At 50.5% G+C, this 16665-nt stretch carries 11 protein-coding genes; 10 read left to right on the plus strand and 1 reads right to left on the minus strand.

The window, feature by feature from the left end:
* Positions 1-47: 47 nt before the first annotated feature.
* The 9 genes from C4F51_RS02805 to C4F51_RS02845 all read left to right on the plus strand — a co-directional run bounded on the left by C4F51_RS02805 (position 48) and on the right by C4F51_RS02845 (position 13783).
* On the plus strand, positions 48-650 hold the full coding sequence (locus tag C4F51_RS02805) for a DUF6249 domain-containing protein (protein WP_193906973.1): 603 nt from the start codon (positions 48-50) through the stop codon (positions 648-650).
* A 5-nt stretch (positions 651-655) separates the two neighbouring features.
* A complete protein-coding gene (locus tag C4F51_RS02810; RefSeq protein WP_193906974.1) occupies positions 656-1210 on the plus strand; it encodes an RNA polymerase sigma factor in 555 nt (184 codons plus the stop codon).
* On the plus strand, positions 1207-1527 hold the full coding sequence (locus C4F51_RS02815) for a hypothetical protein (RefSeq protein WP_193906976.1): 321 nt from the start codon (positions 1207-1209) through the stop codon (positions 1525-1527). The genes C4F51_RS02810 and C4F51_RS02815 overlap by 4 nt, the downstream gene beginning before the upstream one ends.
* A gap of 201 nt (positions 1528-1728) precedes the next feature.
* Entirely contained in the window at positions 1729-2613 is an 885-nt protein-coding gene (locus tag C4F51_RS02820; protein WP_193906979.1) for a type 2 periplasmic-binding domain-containing protein, read from the plus strand.
* 579 nt (positions 2614-3192) lie between these two features.
* Positions 3193-6150 (plus strand): TonB-dependent receptor, encoded by a 2958-nt coding sequence (locus tag C4F51_RS02825; RefSeq protein WP_193906981.1) that lies wholly within the window; start codon positions 3193-3195, stop codon positions 6148-6150.
* A 130-nt stretch (positions 6151-6280) separates the two neighbouring features.
* On the plus strand, positions 6281-7015 hold the full coding sequence (locus C4F51_RS02830; protein ID WP_193906982.1) for a SapC family protein: 735 nt from the start codon (positions 6281-6283) through the stop codon (positions 7013-7015).
* Between the two features lie 21 nt (positions 7016-7036).
* A complete protein-coding gene (locus C4F51_RS02835) occupies positions 7037-8548 on the plus strand; it encodes a tryptophan halogenase family protein (RefSeq protein ID WP_193906985.1) in 1512 nt (503 codons plus the stop codon).
* 443 nt (positions 8549-8991) lie between these two features.
* Positions 8992-11517 carry a glycoside hydrolase family 3 protein gene (locus C4F51_RS02840; RefSeq protein ID WP_193906987.1) on the plus strand — a complete coding sequence of 842 codons (2526 nt, stop codon included), beginning with the start codon at positions 8992-8994 and terminating at the stop codon, positions 11515-11517.
* A 106-nt stretch (positions 11518-11623) separates the two neighbouring features.
* Positions 11624-13783 carry a glycoside hydrolase family 16 protein gene (locus tag C4F51_RS02845; RefSeq protein WP_235992262.1) on the plus strand — a complete coding sequence of 720 codons (2160 nt, stop codon included), beginning with the start codon at positions 11624-11626 and terminating at the stop codon, positions 13781-13783.
* A gap of 197 nt (positions 13784-13980) precedes the next feature.
* On the opposite strand, the gene C4F51_RS02850 is transcribed toward C4F51_RS02845, so the two are convergent.
* On the minus strand, positions 13981-15138 hold the full coding sequence (locus C4F51_RS02850; RefSeq protein WP_193906989.1) for an AraC family transcriptional regulator: 1158 nt from the start codon (positions 15136-15138) through the stop codon (positions 13981-13983).
* A gap of 390 nt (positions 15139-15528) precedes the next feature.
* Between C4F51_RS02850 and C4F51_RS02855 the strand changes: the two genes are divergently transcribed.
* A complete protein-coding gene (locus C4F51_RS02855; RefSeq protein ID WP_193906991.1) occupies positions 15529-16500 on the plus strand; it encodes an alpha/beta hydrolase in 972 nt (323 codons plus the stop codon).
* Positions 16501-16665 lie beyond the last annotated feature (165 nt).

A 16665-nucleotide genomic window follows, 5' to 3' on the forward strand; every position in this document is an offset into this window, starting at 1 on the left:
CTTGTGCGTCTCTTGTTTATCATCCTCACGGAAAAGGTATTACGGTTATGTCTTCCCTGGCGTTCAGAAATCTGTGCGGCGTTATTTTGCTGTTGTGCATGGCGATGGTTGCCGGTGCATCGGAGTCCGTGACTATCGAGGTGGGGCAGAGCAGTAGTGAGGTGGCACAGCCTCCGGTGCCGGAGAGCTTTCGGGAGCTGGACAAATTTCTGGATGGGTTTGGCAACAACAATGATGGCCGCGCCTTTCTGGACGGTATGGCGCTGATGATCCCCATTCTTGCGGTATTGCTGATTTTCGGGGGTCCGCTACTGCTGGTTATTCTGCTTGCGTTGATGCATTTCCGCAGTCGCAACCGCCAGGCGGAGCTGCAACATGCCAGTATTGCCCGGGTTGTTGAAAGCGGCCAGCCGGTGCCGGAAGACATTTTGCGGCAGTCATTGCAAGGCACTGTACACCAGGGCGCGCGCGGTCTGCGCAATATCGGCCTGGGATTGGGGTTACTGGCATTTCTCTGGATGGTTTTCGGGCCGCGTGCCGGGGCTATCGGTTTTCTGTTTATTGGCATCGGCTTGTCGCAAGTGGCGATATGGAAGTTTGTTGATAGTCGCCCCTCCGGTGCGAACTCCTTTACCTCCAGAGACCAGTAGCCACTATGGTTCCCGATCAGGAGCTGATCAAACGGGTAATAGAAGTCAGGGATCAACACGCTTTCTCACAACTGGTTTTACGTTATCAGTCTGCGCTGCGATTATGGTCGCGGCGGCTGTGCGATGGTGATGCGGCGCTGGCGGACGATCTTGCCCAGGAAACGTTTATCAAGGCGTGGGTTGCCTTGAAAGGTTTTCGTGCCGACTCGAAATTTTCGACCTGGCTGTACCGTATTGCCTTTAATACGGCGGCCAATCGCTGGCGCAGTAAAAAGCCGGAGTGGTGCAGCCTGGATGAGGTGTATGACGAGCCGCCGATAGAGAATTGCGAAATCCGCAGCTTTGCCAGCCATCGCGATGTTAGTCAGGCGCTGACGCAACTGAGCACCGCACAACAATTGGCCATCAGGCTATGTTTTGATGACGGCTTCTCACATGAAGAAGCGGCAGAAATCATGAACTTGCCACTGGGAACGCTGAAAGCGCATATTGCCCGTGGTAAACAAAAGTTACAGAAGTTGCTACAGGACTGGCATCCATCCCAGCAAGAGAGGTCATGATGGCAGATGAATTGGATCAGCTATTAAAAGCACACTTTGCCGAATCGTCGGAGTACTTGTCAGACGATGGTTTTACCGATGCCCTGATGGGACACATTCCGAAAGCGCCGGCACGGCGCTGGTGGTTAAGCAAGGCGGTGCTCACCGCAGGAGCAGTAATTCCGGCAGTAGCCATCCTGCTTCTCGCCCCCTGGGCGCAGTTGCGTGAGGCATTGTGGGCCATGTCATTGCAGAATTTGCTGTTAATAGGCTCCGGGTTTTCGGTGGCCGTCGTTGCCGGGTGTTTGGCCTGGTTGCTGCGGGAGATCATTGTCTGACGGCAGGCGGGACGGGTTAACGACCCATTAACCCGTCGTGGTTCAGGGTTTCCCGCTTTTTCCAGGAAAAGTGGCACGCGTCGGTATCCTGTAACAATAAATATGGGACGACAGCGCCTGGAAAAAACGGCATGTTTGACGGCATTGCAGCGCTGCTGCCGAATTGCCTTCTCTGGCCACTACTCTTTTGACGAGCGTTTTATGTCCATTCGTCCGGTTCATGTGATTTGTCTGCTGCTTATCTTCTCCCCGCTGGCGGTGCTCTGGTATGTCACCAGTGTCAAGTCCGAAGCCACGGTAATCAATTTCTGGAATGGTAATAAAACCCCCGGCCGCCAGGCCTATGAGCGCGATGTGCTGGATGCTGTGTTGCTGGCAACGCGCAAAGGTTACGGCAATGTGCCGGTGGTAGAAGATCGCCGCGATTTGCCGGTTGCCAGCGACGAGACGGCGATTTTCCGTAAAGGGGGCGCTGACATTTTTGGCACGGTGGCGGGTAACCCCAAGCTGGCAAACGAAGACAAATTACTGATTCCCTTCCCGATGATGAAAGGCTTATTGGGTTATCGGTTGTTGATAATCCGCGCCGAAGATCAGGAAAAGTATGCCGCTATTCAAGGTATTGAAGGTTTGCGAGCACTTACTAATGGTGTGCCGGACGGTTGGGCAGAAGTCGATTTGTTCCGCGCTAATGGCATCCCAGTAGAGGCGGATCTACGCTTCGATAACCTCTTTCAAAAACTCGGCGATCGTCAGTTTGATTACACCACCTTTGGCGGTAACGAGATAGAACAGGTATTCAGTGAGCACGTCGCCAGCCGCCCCGATTTGGCGCTGGAGCAGACGCTGCTGCTGTATTACCCCTTTCCGCTGGTGTTTTACGTCACGCCCAGCGATCCGATACTGGCGCAACGTATCCGTCAGGGGATGGCAATTATCTCGCGCAATGGTGTGCTCGATGGCATTTTCGAGCAGCACTTTGGTGAAACGGTAAGGCGCTTGAATCTTGCCGAGCGTCGCAAGTTGGTACTCGATAATCCGTTATTGCCCAAAGAGCTGAAGAGTTTTCAGCCCGACTTACCCTGATACACATCCCCGGCCTGCTCCGGAAAACGGAGCGGGCTTTCTGTCTTTCGCACGTTCGCAAATGTCCCCTGCGTACACTGTTACATAAGGCCAGCAGCTTTTCTCTTTAGCGGCTCCTTTCTCCAATCCCGGCTTTTCCGCGATCCGGGCTCCGCCGGAATTCATCTTTTTAGCCTCAATAACCATCATTCAAATAGCAACCAGTGGCGTTTTTTTCTCCACTCATCGCCGTGGAAACACGCAACATCCGATAATGGCTGGTTTTTTCAAGCTATTGAATTAAAAGAATTTTTATCTTCCCACTTTGTTGAAATGAAAGTGAGATAGTCCATGTTGGCCCTAATCGGCAAAGTGGGACGACGCCTTATATCGCTTCTCCAACAATGGCGAAGCTGGTCAGGATGGCTGATGAGATAACGCCCGCATCGCCTCCTGATCGCTGTCATGTAACTACATCATGACGGTTACATAAGAAATGTTTCACTCCCCCGGCAGACGTTGCCACCACTCGGATCTTTCGGCGCTGACAGGTTTACCGGGAATAATAATGCCAGACGGACATAGAACCGGAGTCTTCTCATGAACACAAAAACATCAGGCTTTAACAAAAAACTTCTCGTAACGGCGGTTACGTCGGTGATTCTTGGCGCAAGTGGTTTTGCCAATGCCCAGAGTGGCGATCCTATTGAAGAAATCGTAGTGACGGGCATTCAGGGCAGTTTGCAGCGCTCCATGGATATCAAGCGTGAGTCACAAGGTGTGGTTGATGCAATTTCTGCGGAAGATATTGGCAAGTTTCCTGATACCAACCTGGCGGAATCCTTGCAACGTATCACGGGTGTATCTATTGACCGGGCTAACGGTGAAGGGGCTCGTGTAACTGTTCGTGGTTTCGGTCCTGACTACAACCTGGTCACCCTGAACGGCCGTCAAATGCCCGCGTCTTCTATGGAGGACACCACCGCGTCTGCTTCACGTTCCTTTGACTTCTCCAACCTCGCCTCTGAAGGCATTAGTGGTGTAGAAGTGTATAAAACCGGCCGCGCCAGTATTACCAGTGGCGGTATCGGTGCGGCGATCAACATTCTCACCAATCGTCCTCTGGATAATCCGGGCATGAAGGCCAGTATTGGTCTGAAAGGGGTGATGGATCAGTCTACCGATAAGGGAGATTCCATTACTCCCGAGATATCCGGTATCTATTCCAATACGTTTGCAGATGACACTTTCGGGGTGTCTTTGTCGGCTTCTTATCAGGAGCGCGAGAGTGGCAGTAAATCAGCAAGCACAGGCGCTGGCTGGTGGTCCAATCCGGGTACAGCTGACCGCGACTGGGGTGGTGGCACCGGTGCCTGGGGTGGTATTCCGCACGAAGGACAAGTTAACCGTCCCGGTGAAGGTGATATCTATTCTATCCCGCAACAGCTGAAATACGACTTCAACGAAGTTCAACGTACCCGTACCAACGGCCAGTTGGCATTACAGTATCGTCCTGTCGACAATATCACTACCACGCTGGATTACACTTACTCACAGCAGGAATTCTCCCAGCAATTTCATGATCTGTCTGCCTGGTTTGCCTGGAACAATGGCGGCACCATGACGGGTGAATGGACTGACGGTCCGGTTGCATCGCCGATTATGTATGCGGAGGAGGCTGATCATAGTGACTACGCCATGGGTGCTGGAGACTATTCACGCATCAATGAAAACAAATCGCTGGGCTTCAATGTTGAGTGGGCAGTTAATGATCGCCTGACGTTGGAATTTGATGCGCACCAGTCTGAAGCGGAATCGCGTCCTGATGGTAAAAATGGCAGTCACAACGTCATCGGCACCACAGCGGCGGTACGTGGCAAATCTACCGCCTGGTTCACCAATAAATTCCCTGTTCTTCAAATTGAACTGGAAGACGGTGCAACCGCCGTTAATCCTGAAGATATTCGCATTAGCGGAAGTTCTTTCCGTAATAGCTACACCCTGTCCGAAATCGATCAGTACCAACTGAAAGGCTCACTGGAGTTTGATAACGGTTCCAGCGTTGACTTTGGTGTGGCTTCTACCACCGTGGAAAATACTGGCCGATACACCAACGTTCAGCGTGATACATGGGGCGGTGTTGGTGAAGCGGGTGATTTCGACACCAGCTTCTGGAGACAATCGCGCCTGGCCGGAGAGTTCGATTTACCGGGTAGCAGTGATCCGCGAGCGGTTAACCAGACATTCCTGTTCAATTTCGAAGATGTAAGAAAGCGCGCTCAGGAGCTCTACGGCAGCCAGGCGGGTTCTACCCGCCCGGGTGATTGTGGCAATTGGTTCTGCCCATCGTCTGATTACATCAATGGTACTGACCGTTTCACTAAAGAAGAAAGTGAAAGTGCATTCCTGCAATTTAACCAGAGTGTAGAGCTGGCCAGCCGTCCGGTGAATATCATCACTGGTCTGCGTTACGAATCCACGGAAGTCACTTCACGATCAGCAACGCCGACTTATGATGCGGTTAACTGGGTGGCTGACAACGAAATGTACCTGCAATCCTCCGGCGTTCAGGAATATGTTACCGGCAGCGGTAAATATTCTCACTTATTGCCGAGTTTGGATGTTGATATTGAAGTGGTGGATGACGTAATTCTGCGTGGTTCCATCAGTAAAACCATTGCTCGTCCCGGATACGGCGACATTCAGTCCGGTGCAAGTCTGAACGGGCAAGCGCGGGTTAATGGTGGCCAGGCGAGTCGAGGCGATGCGGGTCTGTTACCGTTTGAATCGACCAACTACGATCTCTCTGCCGAGTGGTATTACAACGACGCCAGCTATGTTTCTCTGGGCTACTTTAAAAAGAATGTTAAGAATTTTATCGGTACTCGCGTAATCCAGGAAAACTTTTACGGCTTGCGTAACCCGGCATCCGGCCCTCGCTACAATGCCGCTGTTGCAGCGCTGGGAACTACCGAAGCCGGAGCCATTCGGGAATGGATCATTGCGCAGGGCGGCCCCGGTGTGAGTGGCAACGATATCATTGCTCTGCCGGAAGATGATTTGATGGAGTTTGATGTAACGGTACGTTCAAACGAAAAAGAAGCATCTATCAATGGCTGGGAAGCTGCGGTTCAGCATGTGTTTGGTGAAAGTGGTTTCGGTGTCATCGCCAACTACACGCTGGTAGATGGTGATATCGGCTATGACAACCAAAGTCTGGATGAGCAATTTGCTCTGCTGGGTTTGAGTGACACTGCTAACCTGGTCGGTTTCTACGATAAGGATGGTTTGCAGGTGCGCGTTGCTTATAACTGGCGCGACACCTTCCTGAGCTCAACCGGGCATGGTACCGGGAACCCCAACCCGGTTTATGTTGAAGCCTACGGTCAGGTTGATATCAACGTAAGTTATGATATTAACGACAGTCTGAGTGTTTTTGCTGAAGGTCTGAACGTGACTGACGAATACACCCGTTCCCACGCTCGCACCAAATTGCAGCTCATGAATATGACTCAGCTGGGGCCACGTTACAATATCGGCGTTCGTTACACCTTCTAAGCCGATAAATGAAAAAGGATGATCAGGGCCGCTGCAACGCAGCGGCTTTTTTACATCGACGTAAGCTTTCTGTGTAATTTTCTGTTTTATAGCGTCAATTGAAAATAAAAATAGGTCGTGCGGAGATGATATGGCTAATCATGTATTGTTAAATAATATCGCCCATAAAAATATCAGAGTAATTACCGACCGGTCAGAAAGGTATGGGGATGATGTTATGTTTGCCATCACCTTTCCTTTGGAATTCAGAAGCGTTCAAGCCGACTATCCAATATTTTTTCATAAAAACAACCAGACTGGAAAATTTCACGCAATTGCCTTATTTGGTTTCAAAGATAAAGAAAACCTTTTTTTGACGGAGAAAGGGTGGGATGCCGGTTATATTCCATTGACGATCACGCGCCAGCCTTTTCTTATTGGCTTGCAGCAGTACCAGGAAGATGGTGTGACCAAAAAGCAAAGAGTTATTCATCTTGACATGGATAACCCGCGAGTCAATGAAACAGCCGGGCAGGTGCTTTTTCTGGAGTACGGTGGCAATACCCCCTATCTGGAGCACATGGTGTCGGTTTTGGAAGCCATTCATAACGGCTACGAAGACAACGAAAATTTTATTGCCAAACTTCAGCAATTCGACTTGCTTGAATCTTTTCTGCTGGATGTCAAATTACATGATGGTTCCGGTAGTCAAATGCAAGGGTTCTACACGATCAATGAAGACAAGCTGGCGGCGTTGAGCGGTGATGCATTGGCAAATCTGAACAGTCACGGCTATTTGCAAGCCATTTATATGGTAATAGCGTCGCACGCGAATATCCGCACGCTGGTTAATAAAAAAAATGAGAGATTGCAAGCCGGCCGGTGAGCAAGTTGAAGGGGTTAATGTATGACCGCGAAGGGTATAACCAGGGTTGTTATTGTCGGCGGCGGAACCGCGGGTTGGATGGCGGCGGCTGCGCTGTCAAAATTTCTGGGAAAAACGCTGGATATATCGCTTATCGAGTCTGATGATATTGGTACTGTCGGCGTGGGTGAAGCCACCGTACCACCCCTGATCGACTTCCATAGATTGCTGGGCATTAACGAGCCGGATTTTATGGCGGTCACTCAGGCAACCATCAAGCTCGGTATCTCTTTTGAAAACTGGAAAGAACAAGGCGATAAATACATTCATGCCTTTGGCAATACCGGCAAGGATCATTGGGCGGCCGGGTTTTGGCATTGTTGGCTCAAGGGCTTGCGCACAGGCGTAAGCGATAATTACGGTGATTACAATGTCGAGCATCTGGCAGCCAGGGCAGGCAAGTTTGCCATTCTGCCCAAATCAAGAGATGGCTATAACTATCAGGTAAATTACGCCTACCATTTTGATGCAGCGCTGTACGCAAAATTTTTAAGAAAGCTGGCAGAAAATAATAATGTCACACGCATTGAGGGAAAAATAACCGGCGTAGTAACCGGTACCGATAACGGTTTCATTGAGTCAGTTACCCTGGCATCCGGCCAGATTATAGCAGGCGAGTTGTTTATTGATTGCTCCGGTTTTCGGGGGTTATTGATTGAGCAGACACTGCACACAGGTTACGAAGACTGGTCTCATTGGCTGCCTTGCGATAGCGCGGTTGCAGTTCAAACTACGTTGGTTAAATCACCGGTTCCCTATACGCGTGCTATCGCACGGGATTTTGGTTGGCAATGGCGCATTCCCTTGCAGCATCGGGAAGGTACCGGACTGGTGTACTGCAGCCGTTATCTCAGCGATGAAGATGCAAAAAAAACCTTACTACGAAATGTCGATGGCGAGCCGTTCTTTGAGCCGAGGGTTATAAAATTTCGTCCTGGACAGCGCTTGAAGCACTGGAATAAAAATTGTGTTGCCCTCGGGCTCGCCAGCGGTTTTATTGAGCCTCTTGAGTCAACCAGTATTCATCTGATTCAGCAGGGGATTCTGCGTCTGGTGCGATTATTTCCTTCCGGTGGTGTCCGGCAATCAGATATTGATACCTTCAACGCGCAGACCAAAATTGAAACTGACAATGTCAGGGATTTTATCATTCTGCACTACCATGCCACACAGAGAACGGATACCCCTTTCTGGCGCTATTGTCGCAACATGACGGTGCCGGATTCTCTGGCGAAGAAGCTGGAACTGTTCCGGCAATCCGGAAAAATTTTCAGAGTTCCCGGTGAATTTTTCGGAGAAAATTCCTGGGTTCAGGTTTTGCTGGGCCAGGGGGTTGTGCCACAGCACTATCATCAGATTGTTGACATCATGAGCGATGATGAACTTGCGGAATTTTTAAGCAGTGTGAAGCTTTCTGCTCAGCGTTTGGTTGAGCAATTGCCAAGTCATCAAGACTTCCTTGAACGTTATTGCAAGGCGAAGCCTGAAAGGTAGACGTTCCTGATGGCAGAGCTGATGAAGCGGGCTTCGTATATTGAGTTTTACATCCTGCATAAGCGGCTATCCCGACTTCCTCCTTTTCAGCATAACTATCAGCAAATTGTCCCACCTTGCTACTTTTATCCAACATGGGACGACCGAATGTGACCGCCTTGCGATGATGCCAGTATTGGTGTTCATGCCGGTCGACTTTATTGGGCATGTCTTTCTGTTTGAATACCAATTCGGGCTTTGGGAGCAAGTCAGGTGCTTCCAGGTCGCTCTCGGAAAAATCGGGTGCTTGCCAGCCCGGTTTTCTCTGGCGGGCTTTCTTGTTGGCTCCCTCTGGTTGTTACAGACGGGAGTCCTTTTTAAAAAAATTAATTCAGGCCCGATAAAACCTTAATGCACCTATGTGATTGCGATAAGGCACCATCTTATTCAGGGAATTATTCATAATGACCAAGTCAAAAATTTTGCTGTTTGCCACTGCTCTGACACTCATCGGCTGTACGGACAGTGAAAGAGATACAGGCCAAAAAGATCTGCCTGTTAACGCTCCGGGAGTTGAATGGCCTGCTATTAAAAGTGATGTGGTAAGGGATGACGCCATAGAGTCACGTGTTAATACACTGCTTGAAAAAATGTCCCAGGAAGAAAAAGTTGGCCAGATCATGCAGCCGGAACTGCGGCACATTACGCCGGAAGACATTAAAAAATACCACGTTGGCTCGGTATTAAATGGCGGTGGTGCTTTTCCGAATGACAACAAGTACGCAAAACCTGGTGATTGGGTGGCCTTGGCGGATACTTTTTATAACGCGTCCATGGACGACAGTGACGGAGCTATTGCTATCCCTATTATTTGGGGAACCGATGCGGTACACGGTCACAACAATGTGATTGGCGCGACCATTTTTCCGCATAACATCGGCCTGGGTGCGATGAATAACCCGGATTTGATCGAAAAAATTGGCGCTGCCACCGCACGGGAAATTGCGGTGACCGGTATCGACTGGAGCTTCGCCCCCACGCTTGCGGTAGTGCGTGATGATCGCTGGGGAAGAACCTACGAGTCTTATTCCGAAGACCCGGCCATCGTGAAAGCTTATGGCGGTCGTATGGTGAAAGGTCTGCAAGGCGAAGCGAATACCCCGCAATTTATGGCGGCGGATCGGGTGGTTTCCACGGCCAAACATTTTATTGCTGATGGGGGTACGCAAGGCGGGGTAGATCGCGCCAATGCCGATATTTCAGAAGAAGAACTGCGTGACATTCATGCTGCCGGTTATTTTTCCGCACTGGCCGCTGGCAGCCAAACGGTGATGGCATCGTTTAACAGCTGGCAGGGCGAAACGCTGCACGGCCATCAATATTTGCTCACCGGTGTACTGAAAGAAAAAATGGGCTTTGATGGTTTCGTGGTTGGCGATTGGAGCGGCCATGAATTTGTACCCGGCTGTACCCGCAACAGCTGTGCCCAGGCAATCAACGCCGGCCTGGATATGTTTATGGCGCCCAATGAAGATTGGAAAGAACTCTACGCCAACACCCTTGCGCAAGTAAACAGCGGTGAAATTTCGCAAGCCCGTCTGGACGATGCGGTACGGCGTATTCTGCGCGTTAAAGTGCGTGCCGGTCTGTTTGAAAAGGGCGCGCCGTCCACCCGGGATTTTTCCGGAAAAGAAAACTGGCTGGGCGCCGCAGAACATCGTGATATTGCCCGACAAGCCGTCCGCGAATCGCTGGTATTGCTGAAAAATAAAAATCAGTTATTACCCTTGAAACCTGACGCCAAAATATTGGTAACCGGCGATGGCGCCGATGATATTGGCAAACAATCCGGCGGTTGGACAATCTCGTGGCAAGGCACCGGAAATAGCAACAGTGACTTCCCCAATGGCGTATCCCTCTTTGCCGGTATTCAGGAAAAAGTGAGCGCGGCTGGCGGCGAAGCCTGGTTAAGTGAAGATGGCAGTTATCAGCAGAAACCCGACGTAGCCATCGTGGTCTTTGGCGAAGATCCCTATGCCGAAATGCAGGGTGATATTCAGCGCCTGAAGTTGCCCGACAACAACAGTTTGGCGTTGATGAAAAAATTCCGTGCCGAAAATATCCCGGTGGTGGCTTTATTTATTACCGGTCGCCCGCTGTGGGTTAACCGTGAACTGAATGCGTCTGACGCGTTTATGGTGGTATGGCTGCCAGGCTCTGAAGGCGCCGGTGTCGCCGATGTTATTTTCCGCAACGCTGCCGGTGATATGGATCATCCGGTAAAAGGCAAGTTGTCATTCTCCTGGCCGGCAACGCCGGATCAGACGCCGTTGAACCTGGGCGATAAAAATTACGCGCCGTTGTTTCCTTTCGGCTATGGTTTAAGCTGGGGCGAGAGCGACACACTGGATGATAATTTGTCGGAAGAAGCGGGCAGTGTGTTAGCGGATACCTCGGAAGAATTAAGAATTTTTGATAACCGTCCCCTGGAACCCTGGCACCTGATCATTTCCGATCAATTGAATAATCATCTCACCGTGACCGGCAGCTCGGCGCAATTGCAGAGCATTTCGCTACGCGCTATGGACCGCCATGTACAGGAAGACAGTCGCCAGATTACCTGGCGCGCTGGCCAGCAAAGCCGTGTCAGTTTTACCTCGCATCAGCGCACGGATCTTACTCCATGGCTATCTGAAAATGCGGTGCTGAAACTGGAGATGCGAGTGGACAAACCTGCCGATAGCGCTGTGCTACTCGGTATGTATTGCGGTCAGGATTGTCAGGGCAGCATCGATATTACCGCTGCGCTACAAGAAAAAACCGCCGGTGAGTGGTTTGAGCTGGCCGTTCCGCTGTCGTGTTTCGCATCAGAGCAATTCCGTCCCGGAATGGTGTTGTCACCGTTGGTATTAATGACGGATGGCGATCTCACCCTGTCGTTGCACGATGTGCGTATTACTAAAAAAGAGGCCAATTTTTCTTGCGATTAATGGTTTTCAAGTAGCACCTTATCGACGTTTTGGCAGCAATCGCCAAAACGTCGAGTGATTTTTATTTCATCACTTTTTACCCATAACGATATAAAACGAGGTAACTATGAAAAACGTCACAAAGCAATATACCCCTGTCCCCTGGTTAGCCGTCAGTGCCGGTTGTTTGTTGTTAACCGCGTGCGGTAGTGATTCAAAAACCAATTTTACCCCAGGCAGCAGTTCGTCATCTTCCAGTATGGTTTCGTCATCATCCAGCCAGGCCAGCTCCGAACCTGCCTCCTTATGGAATCTGGTGTGGTCTGATGAGTTTGATGGCAACACCCTTGACCGTGAAAAATGGTCGTTCGAAAAAAATTGCTGGGGTGGCGGTAATAACGAACTGCAATGCTACATAGAGAGTGATCGCAACGCCTATGTTGCCGATGGCAAATTACATATTGTTGCACTCAAGGAAAGCACCGATGGCCCGTCGTTGAATGAGGAAGATCCGGGCTATCCTGGTGCGAGTGTCACGCGGGATTATTCATCAGCGCGTTTACGCTCAAAAGGTAATGGCGATTGGACATACGGGCGTATTGAAATTAACGCACGTTTGCCGCAGGGGCAAGGTATTTGGCCGGCATTCTGGATGCTGCCCAGTGAAAACCGTTACGGTGGTTGGCCACTCAGTGGCGAAATTGACATTCTGGAAGCGGTTAATCTCAACACGCCCGGTTTTGAAAATACCGTGCATGGCACACTGCACTACGGACAAACCTGGCCTAATAATCAATACACCGGCACCGAGTACAGTCCACCGCAAAATACCTGGGAAGTTTTTCATACTTACGCCGTGGAATGGCAAGAAGGTGAAATCCGCTGGTACGTAGACGAGGTGCATTTTGCAACGCAAACATCGGATGGCTGGTTCACCTATTATTGGGGCGGCGATGAAAAAGGTTTCACTACCGGTAGCCCGGCAGCACCTTTTGACCAGAATTTCCATTTACTGTTGAACCTTGCTGTGGGTGGCAATTGGCCCGGCAGCCCGAATGCAGAAACAGTATTCCCGCAAACCCTGGAAATTGATTATGTGCGGGTTTATCAGTGCAGCCTTGATCCGGAAACGGGTAAAGGTTGCGCTACTTCCATCAACCCGGAAGTAACCCCGCTGCCAGGTGTGCCTGCACCACAGCAAAAAGAAATTTCTCTCTACAAGGATGGGCCGCAAACCCTTGAGTTTTCTATCCAGGGTGGCACGGTCAGCAATACTCTGCAACCGGCGCATTGGGATAATGGTAGCGGTAATGTATCCGTCAGCTTTGCCGATTCATGGAATATTGCATTTGCGGGTTTGCCGGGGAATGCTTTTTTATCATCGGGTGATATGAGTGCGGTAGACGGTGTAAAAAACGGTTTCAAGCTCACCAACATGGCCAGCAACGGTGAGTTGAAATTTGATCTGTTTGTAGAATCAATTGATCCTGAAACCGAATTGCATATCAAACTCGACAGCGGTTGGCCGAATGTCAGTTATGTCGCCATTGATACGCCAGCGGTAGGCGAGTGGACGCCGGTTGCTATCGCTTTGCATCAACTGCAACCGAATAATGTTGAACCGGGTGCGGTTGATTTTGCGCATGTGCTCAATCCATTTGTGATTGAGCCTTTCAATGGCAAAGCCAGTGTTCGTTTGAATAACATTCGTTTTGTGTGCGCCGGCATTTGTAGTGTTGACCCGGTGCTGGAAGGGGTGACGTCGGTACTGGATCAAACCTTTTCTATCTACGAGCAAGGTGGTGTTGGCCCCAACTGGGATTTCGGTATCGGCTCGTGGGATAACAACAGCGGTCATGTACAAGTCTCCCGGGTAGCGGTTGCCGGACGTGGGGAAGTGATTGATGTACGTTTCGGTTCAGTGGCTGGCCAGAATGGATTAATGTTTATTCAATCTACCACACCGAAAAACGCCACTGCCTTTCTGGACGGCGGCTATCTTGAATTTGATATTAAAGTGATCGACTACGGTGCCAGCAATCAAACCCTTATCGTAAAAGCGGAAAGCGGCCCGTCAACGGGTACTGCGGATATTGCACTAACACCGCCACCCGCGGTGGGAGAATGGCAAACCATCCGGATGGATGTTCGTGACATGGTAGAGCATGAAGGCACCAACAGCGCCTTCAATCTGGCGGCGTTCAATACGCCGTTTGTTTTTTTACCCGCGTGGGATAATCAGGCTGGTGTGCATGTGCAACTTGATAATATTCGTTGGGTAAAATAAAGGTCTTGCTATTGGCAGGTCCCTGGCTGCTTGGAACCCCCGGGCTGGCACAATGCAAGTTTGGCGTCAGGAAGCTTGTTTCAAAACTGTCGAGTCAGGGACGCCCGCCATGGATGGCGGAAGTTAGAGCAACGCGGTTGCCGCAACGCAGGAGCAGTTGACTCGTCACAGCTACGGATTACTATTGGCAAGCCTTTTCATTCGCCCGCTTTAACGCCACTTTCAAGCACACCACGCTTGCGGAACTCCGTGGGTGAAATACCCACCAGCCGATTGAAAAAGCGATGGAAGGCTGATTTGCTGTTAAAGCCGGCTTTAAGCAAAATATCCAGAATGGTCATGTCGGCGTGATCGGCATCAATCAGCAGGCGCTTGGCTTCTTCTACCCGGTAACTGTTCATAAACTCAAAGAAGTTGGTGCCGTAATGTTTATTGATAACCGCAGACACTTCTTTTACCGGCAAATCTACCCGGCGCGAAAACTCCTCAATATTCAAATTCTGCTTTAAAAAAAGTTTCTGGCTTTCCATGCCTTGCTGCACTTTTTCAATAGCGCTGCTGGTCAGCTTCTCATCAATTTTATCCCGGGCGGGTTCTTCACGGGTGGTAAGCAGCTTGTGGGCGTACACCAGGCTGTAGGTGAAAAGCGCATTGATCAAAATAAAAATAATGTAGTTATCGGCAATACCGAAACTGTCAGAAACATCCGGTGAGGCAGTTTGCGCAATAATATGCGAGAGGCCACTGAGCGCCCAGCTGGCGAGAAAACCAATCGTCAGAACATTAAGCCAGCCAGGTTCGGTGCTGGAAAAATCGGAGTACTGGTTTTTTAATTCGGTGAAATATTTTCGTGTTTTCACCACCGCCGCAATGCCATAAACAAACGGCACTATTTTGGCCAAATGCCAGACAAAGTTCACCAGCTCCCGCTCAAGCGCGGTGCTATCAACCGTGCGGAAACTTAAATCGGCACTGGCAATACCAAACACCGCCAGCCAGATAAAAGTCGCTATTACCGGCGCTGCGTGCCACCCGTGTGAGGGTTTTAATTTAAAACCCTCCTGGGTCAGCGCGACAACATAAAAATATAAGATGGGGCCTTTTAATAGCAGGGCGGCCACCAGGAAGTAGGGTAGTAATTGTTGATCAAATAAAGGCGTGATGTGAACGAAGCCGTTCCAGAGAATCAGAATGCAGCTTGAGCCAATGGCAATACAAAGTAAAAAACCGGTCAATAAAAGGCTGGCCAACCGGTTGGTGACCGGTAACACCGCCTGAAAAATTGCCAGCAGCAGACACTCTGCAATGGTCATCAACAGGACGACATCATGAATATTAAAAATATGCGCTTTCATGAATTAACCGAAACTTTATCGTTATCGAAGGCAAATTATAGTGGAAGTGCTTGCCGCTGTCCCGATTGAAGCAGAATCACCGGCGGATAGCCAGTTGTAAACCACCACACCGCAAAATGACTGCCATTAACGCTGCAGGAAAAGGCTGCCGTAAAATACGCTGGGCCGAAAGAAATGATAAGCACTGCACCTGAGCCGAGTAACCACGCAGAGGTTAACTGCCAGTACTAAAAGCGCGCTGTGGAGAATGAGAATAATTACGAAAAGTATTGTTTTGTCAGGCGAGGGAATTTGCGAAGTGCGTTGCCATCCAACTCCAAACCTCTACTATGCCGACGACCAATCCCGCGCTATGCTCATGGTTTCGGATTTGACGATTAACAGTTGCTTATGATGTTGACCCCTGCACAGCTTACCCGGCTGGCTGAAGACATGCCTCTGCTGCAATTTGATATCCAGGCAGATGAACAATGGGCTCGCAGCGCTTTGCCGCACGACTACCTCGCCGCCTATGGGCTGGATTTTCAGGCGCATTTTCCCGGCTTGCGCCATGCCTTTGGTGCGGTGGAAAGCGGTGGCTTTCGCATTGCCACCCATTACTGGTTGCCGCAGAATCCGCGCGGAACCCTGGTGGTTATCCATGGCTATTATGACCATGTAGGGATTTTTGGCCATGCCATCCGCTTTGCCCTGGAGCATGATCTGGCGGTTGTTACCTTTGACCTGCCGGGTCATGGCCTGAGCAGTGGTGAGCAGGCGGCGATTGATTCCTTTGACCAGTATGGCGATGTGTTGAGGGATATCCTTTCCCGGGTGCGCCATCTGTTACCTGTTCCATTTTTTGGCTTTGGCCAAAGTACCGGCGGCTCGGTGTTGCTCAACTACCAGTGGCGATTCGGCGACAACGCTGACAACGTCTCGCTGGAAAAAACCGTGTTATGTGCCCCGTTGATTTTGCCGTGTGGCTGGCAGCTGGGGCGGTTTGCGTTTTATCTGGCGCGTCCGTTTTTACGCCGGCTGGCTCGTGGTACGTCCAATAGTTCCCACGATCCGGCGTTTACCCGTTTTATCCAGTCCGGTGATCCCCTGCAATCCCGCTATCTTTCCCTGAAGTGGGTAGGCGCTATGGCGCTATGGCACGACAGCGTGCGCTGCGCCAGATTACTCGACAAATCCATCCTGGTGATTCAGGGGACTGGTGATAAAACCGTGGATTGGCGCTACAACCTTGAGCAGATCCGCCAGAAAATACCCTCCGCCCAAATCCACCTTATCCCTGATGCGGGTCATCAGCTGATCAATGAAAGCCCTGAATATCGCAATCAGGTACTGGCCGAGATGGAGCGCTGGTTGGCACCTTGAGGCTGCAACCTTTATATTTTTTCCAATAAAAAAGCCGAAACCCGTGAGGATTTCGGCTTTTTTACGGGCGCTGCTCCGAGGAACGCACCCTCGTCTTGCTGATCGTCGGGCTGGAAACCGGTGTAACTCCGTTGACTCAACGACTAGCGTTGAGTCGGAAACGTG

This window comes from Cellvibrio polysaccharolyticus (assembly GCF_015182315.1).
Classification (GTDB): Bacteria; Pseudomonadota; Gammaproteobacteria; order Pseudomonadales; family Cellvibrionaceae; genus Cellvibrio; species Cellvibrio polysaccharolyticus.

What these genes read in the sequence shown, in the direction of transcription:
- C4F51_RS02805 (WP_193906973.1), top strand. Translation starts at nt 48, where the DNA reads ATGTCTTCCCTGGCGTTCAGAAATCTGTGCGGCGTTATTTTGCTGTTG.
- C4F51_RS02810 (WP_193906974.1), top strand. Translation starts at nt 656, where the DNA reads ATGGTTCCCGATCAGGAGCTGATCAAACGGGTAATAGAAGTCAGGGAT.
- C4F51_RS02815 (WP_193906976.1), top strand. Translation starts at nt 1,207, where the DNA reads ATGATGGCAGATGAATTGGATCAGCTATTAAAAGCACACTTTGCCGAA.
- C4F51_RS02820 (WP_193906979.1), top strand. Translation starts at nt 1,729, where the DNA reads ATGTCCATTCGTCCGGTTCATGTGATTTGTCTGCTGCTTATCTTCTCC.
- C4F51_RS02825 (WP_193906981.1), top strand. Translation starts at nt 3,193, where the DNA reads ATGAACACAAAAACATCAGGCTTTAACAAAAAACTTCTCGTAACGGCG.
- C4F51_RS02830 (WP_193906982.1), top strand. Translation starts at nt 6,281, where the DNA reads ATGGCTAATCATGTATTGTTAAATAATATCGCCCATAAAAATATCAGA.
- C4F51_RS02835 (WP_193906985.1), top strand. Translation starts at nt 7,037, where the DNA reads ATGACCGCGAAGGGTATAACCAGGGTTGTTATTGTCGGCGGCGGAACC.
- C4F51_RS02840 (WP_193906987.1), top strand. Translation starts at nt 8,992, where the DNA reads ATGACCAAGTCAAAAATTTTGCTGTTTGCCACTGCTCTGACACTCATC.
- C4F51_RS02845 (WP_235992262.1), top strand. Translation starts at nt 11,624, where the DNA reads ATGAAAAACGTCACAAAGCAATATACCCCTGTCCCCTGGTTAGCCGTC.
- C4F51_RS02850 (WP_193906989.1), bottom strand. Translation starts at nt 15,138, where the DNA reads ATGAAAGCGCATATTTTTAATATTCATGATGTCGTCCTGTTGATGACC.
- C4F51_RS02855 (WP_193906991.1), top strand. Translation starts at nt 15,529, where the DNA reads ATGATGTTGACCCCTGCACAGCTTACCCGGCTGGCTGAAGACATGCCT.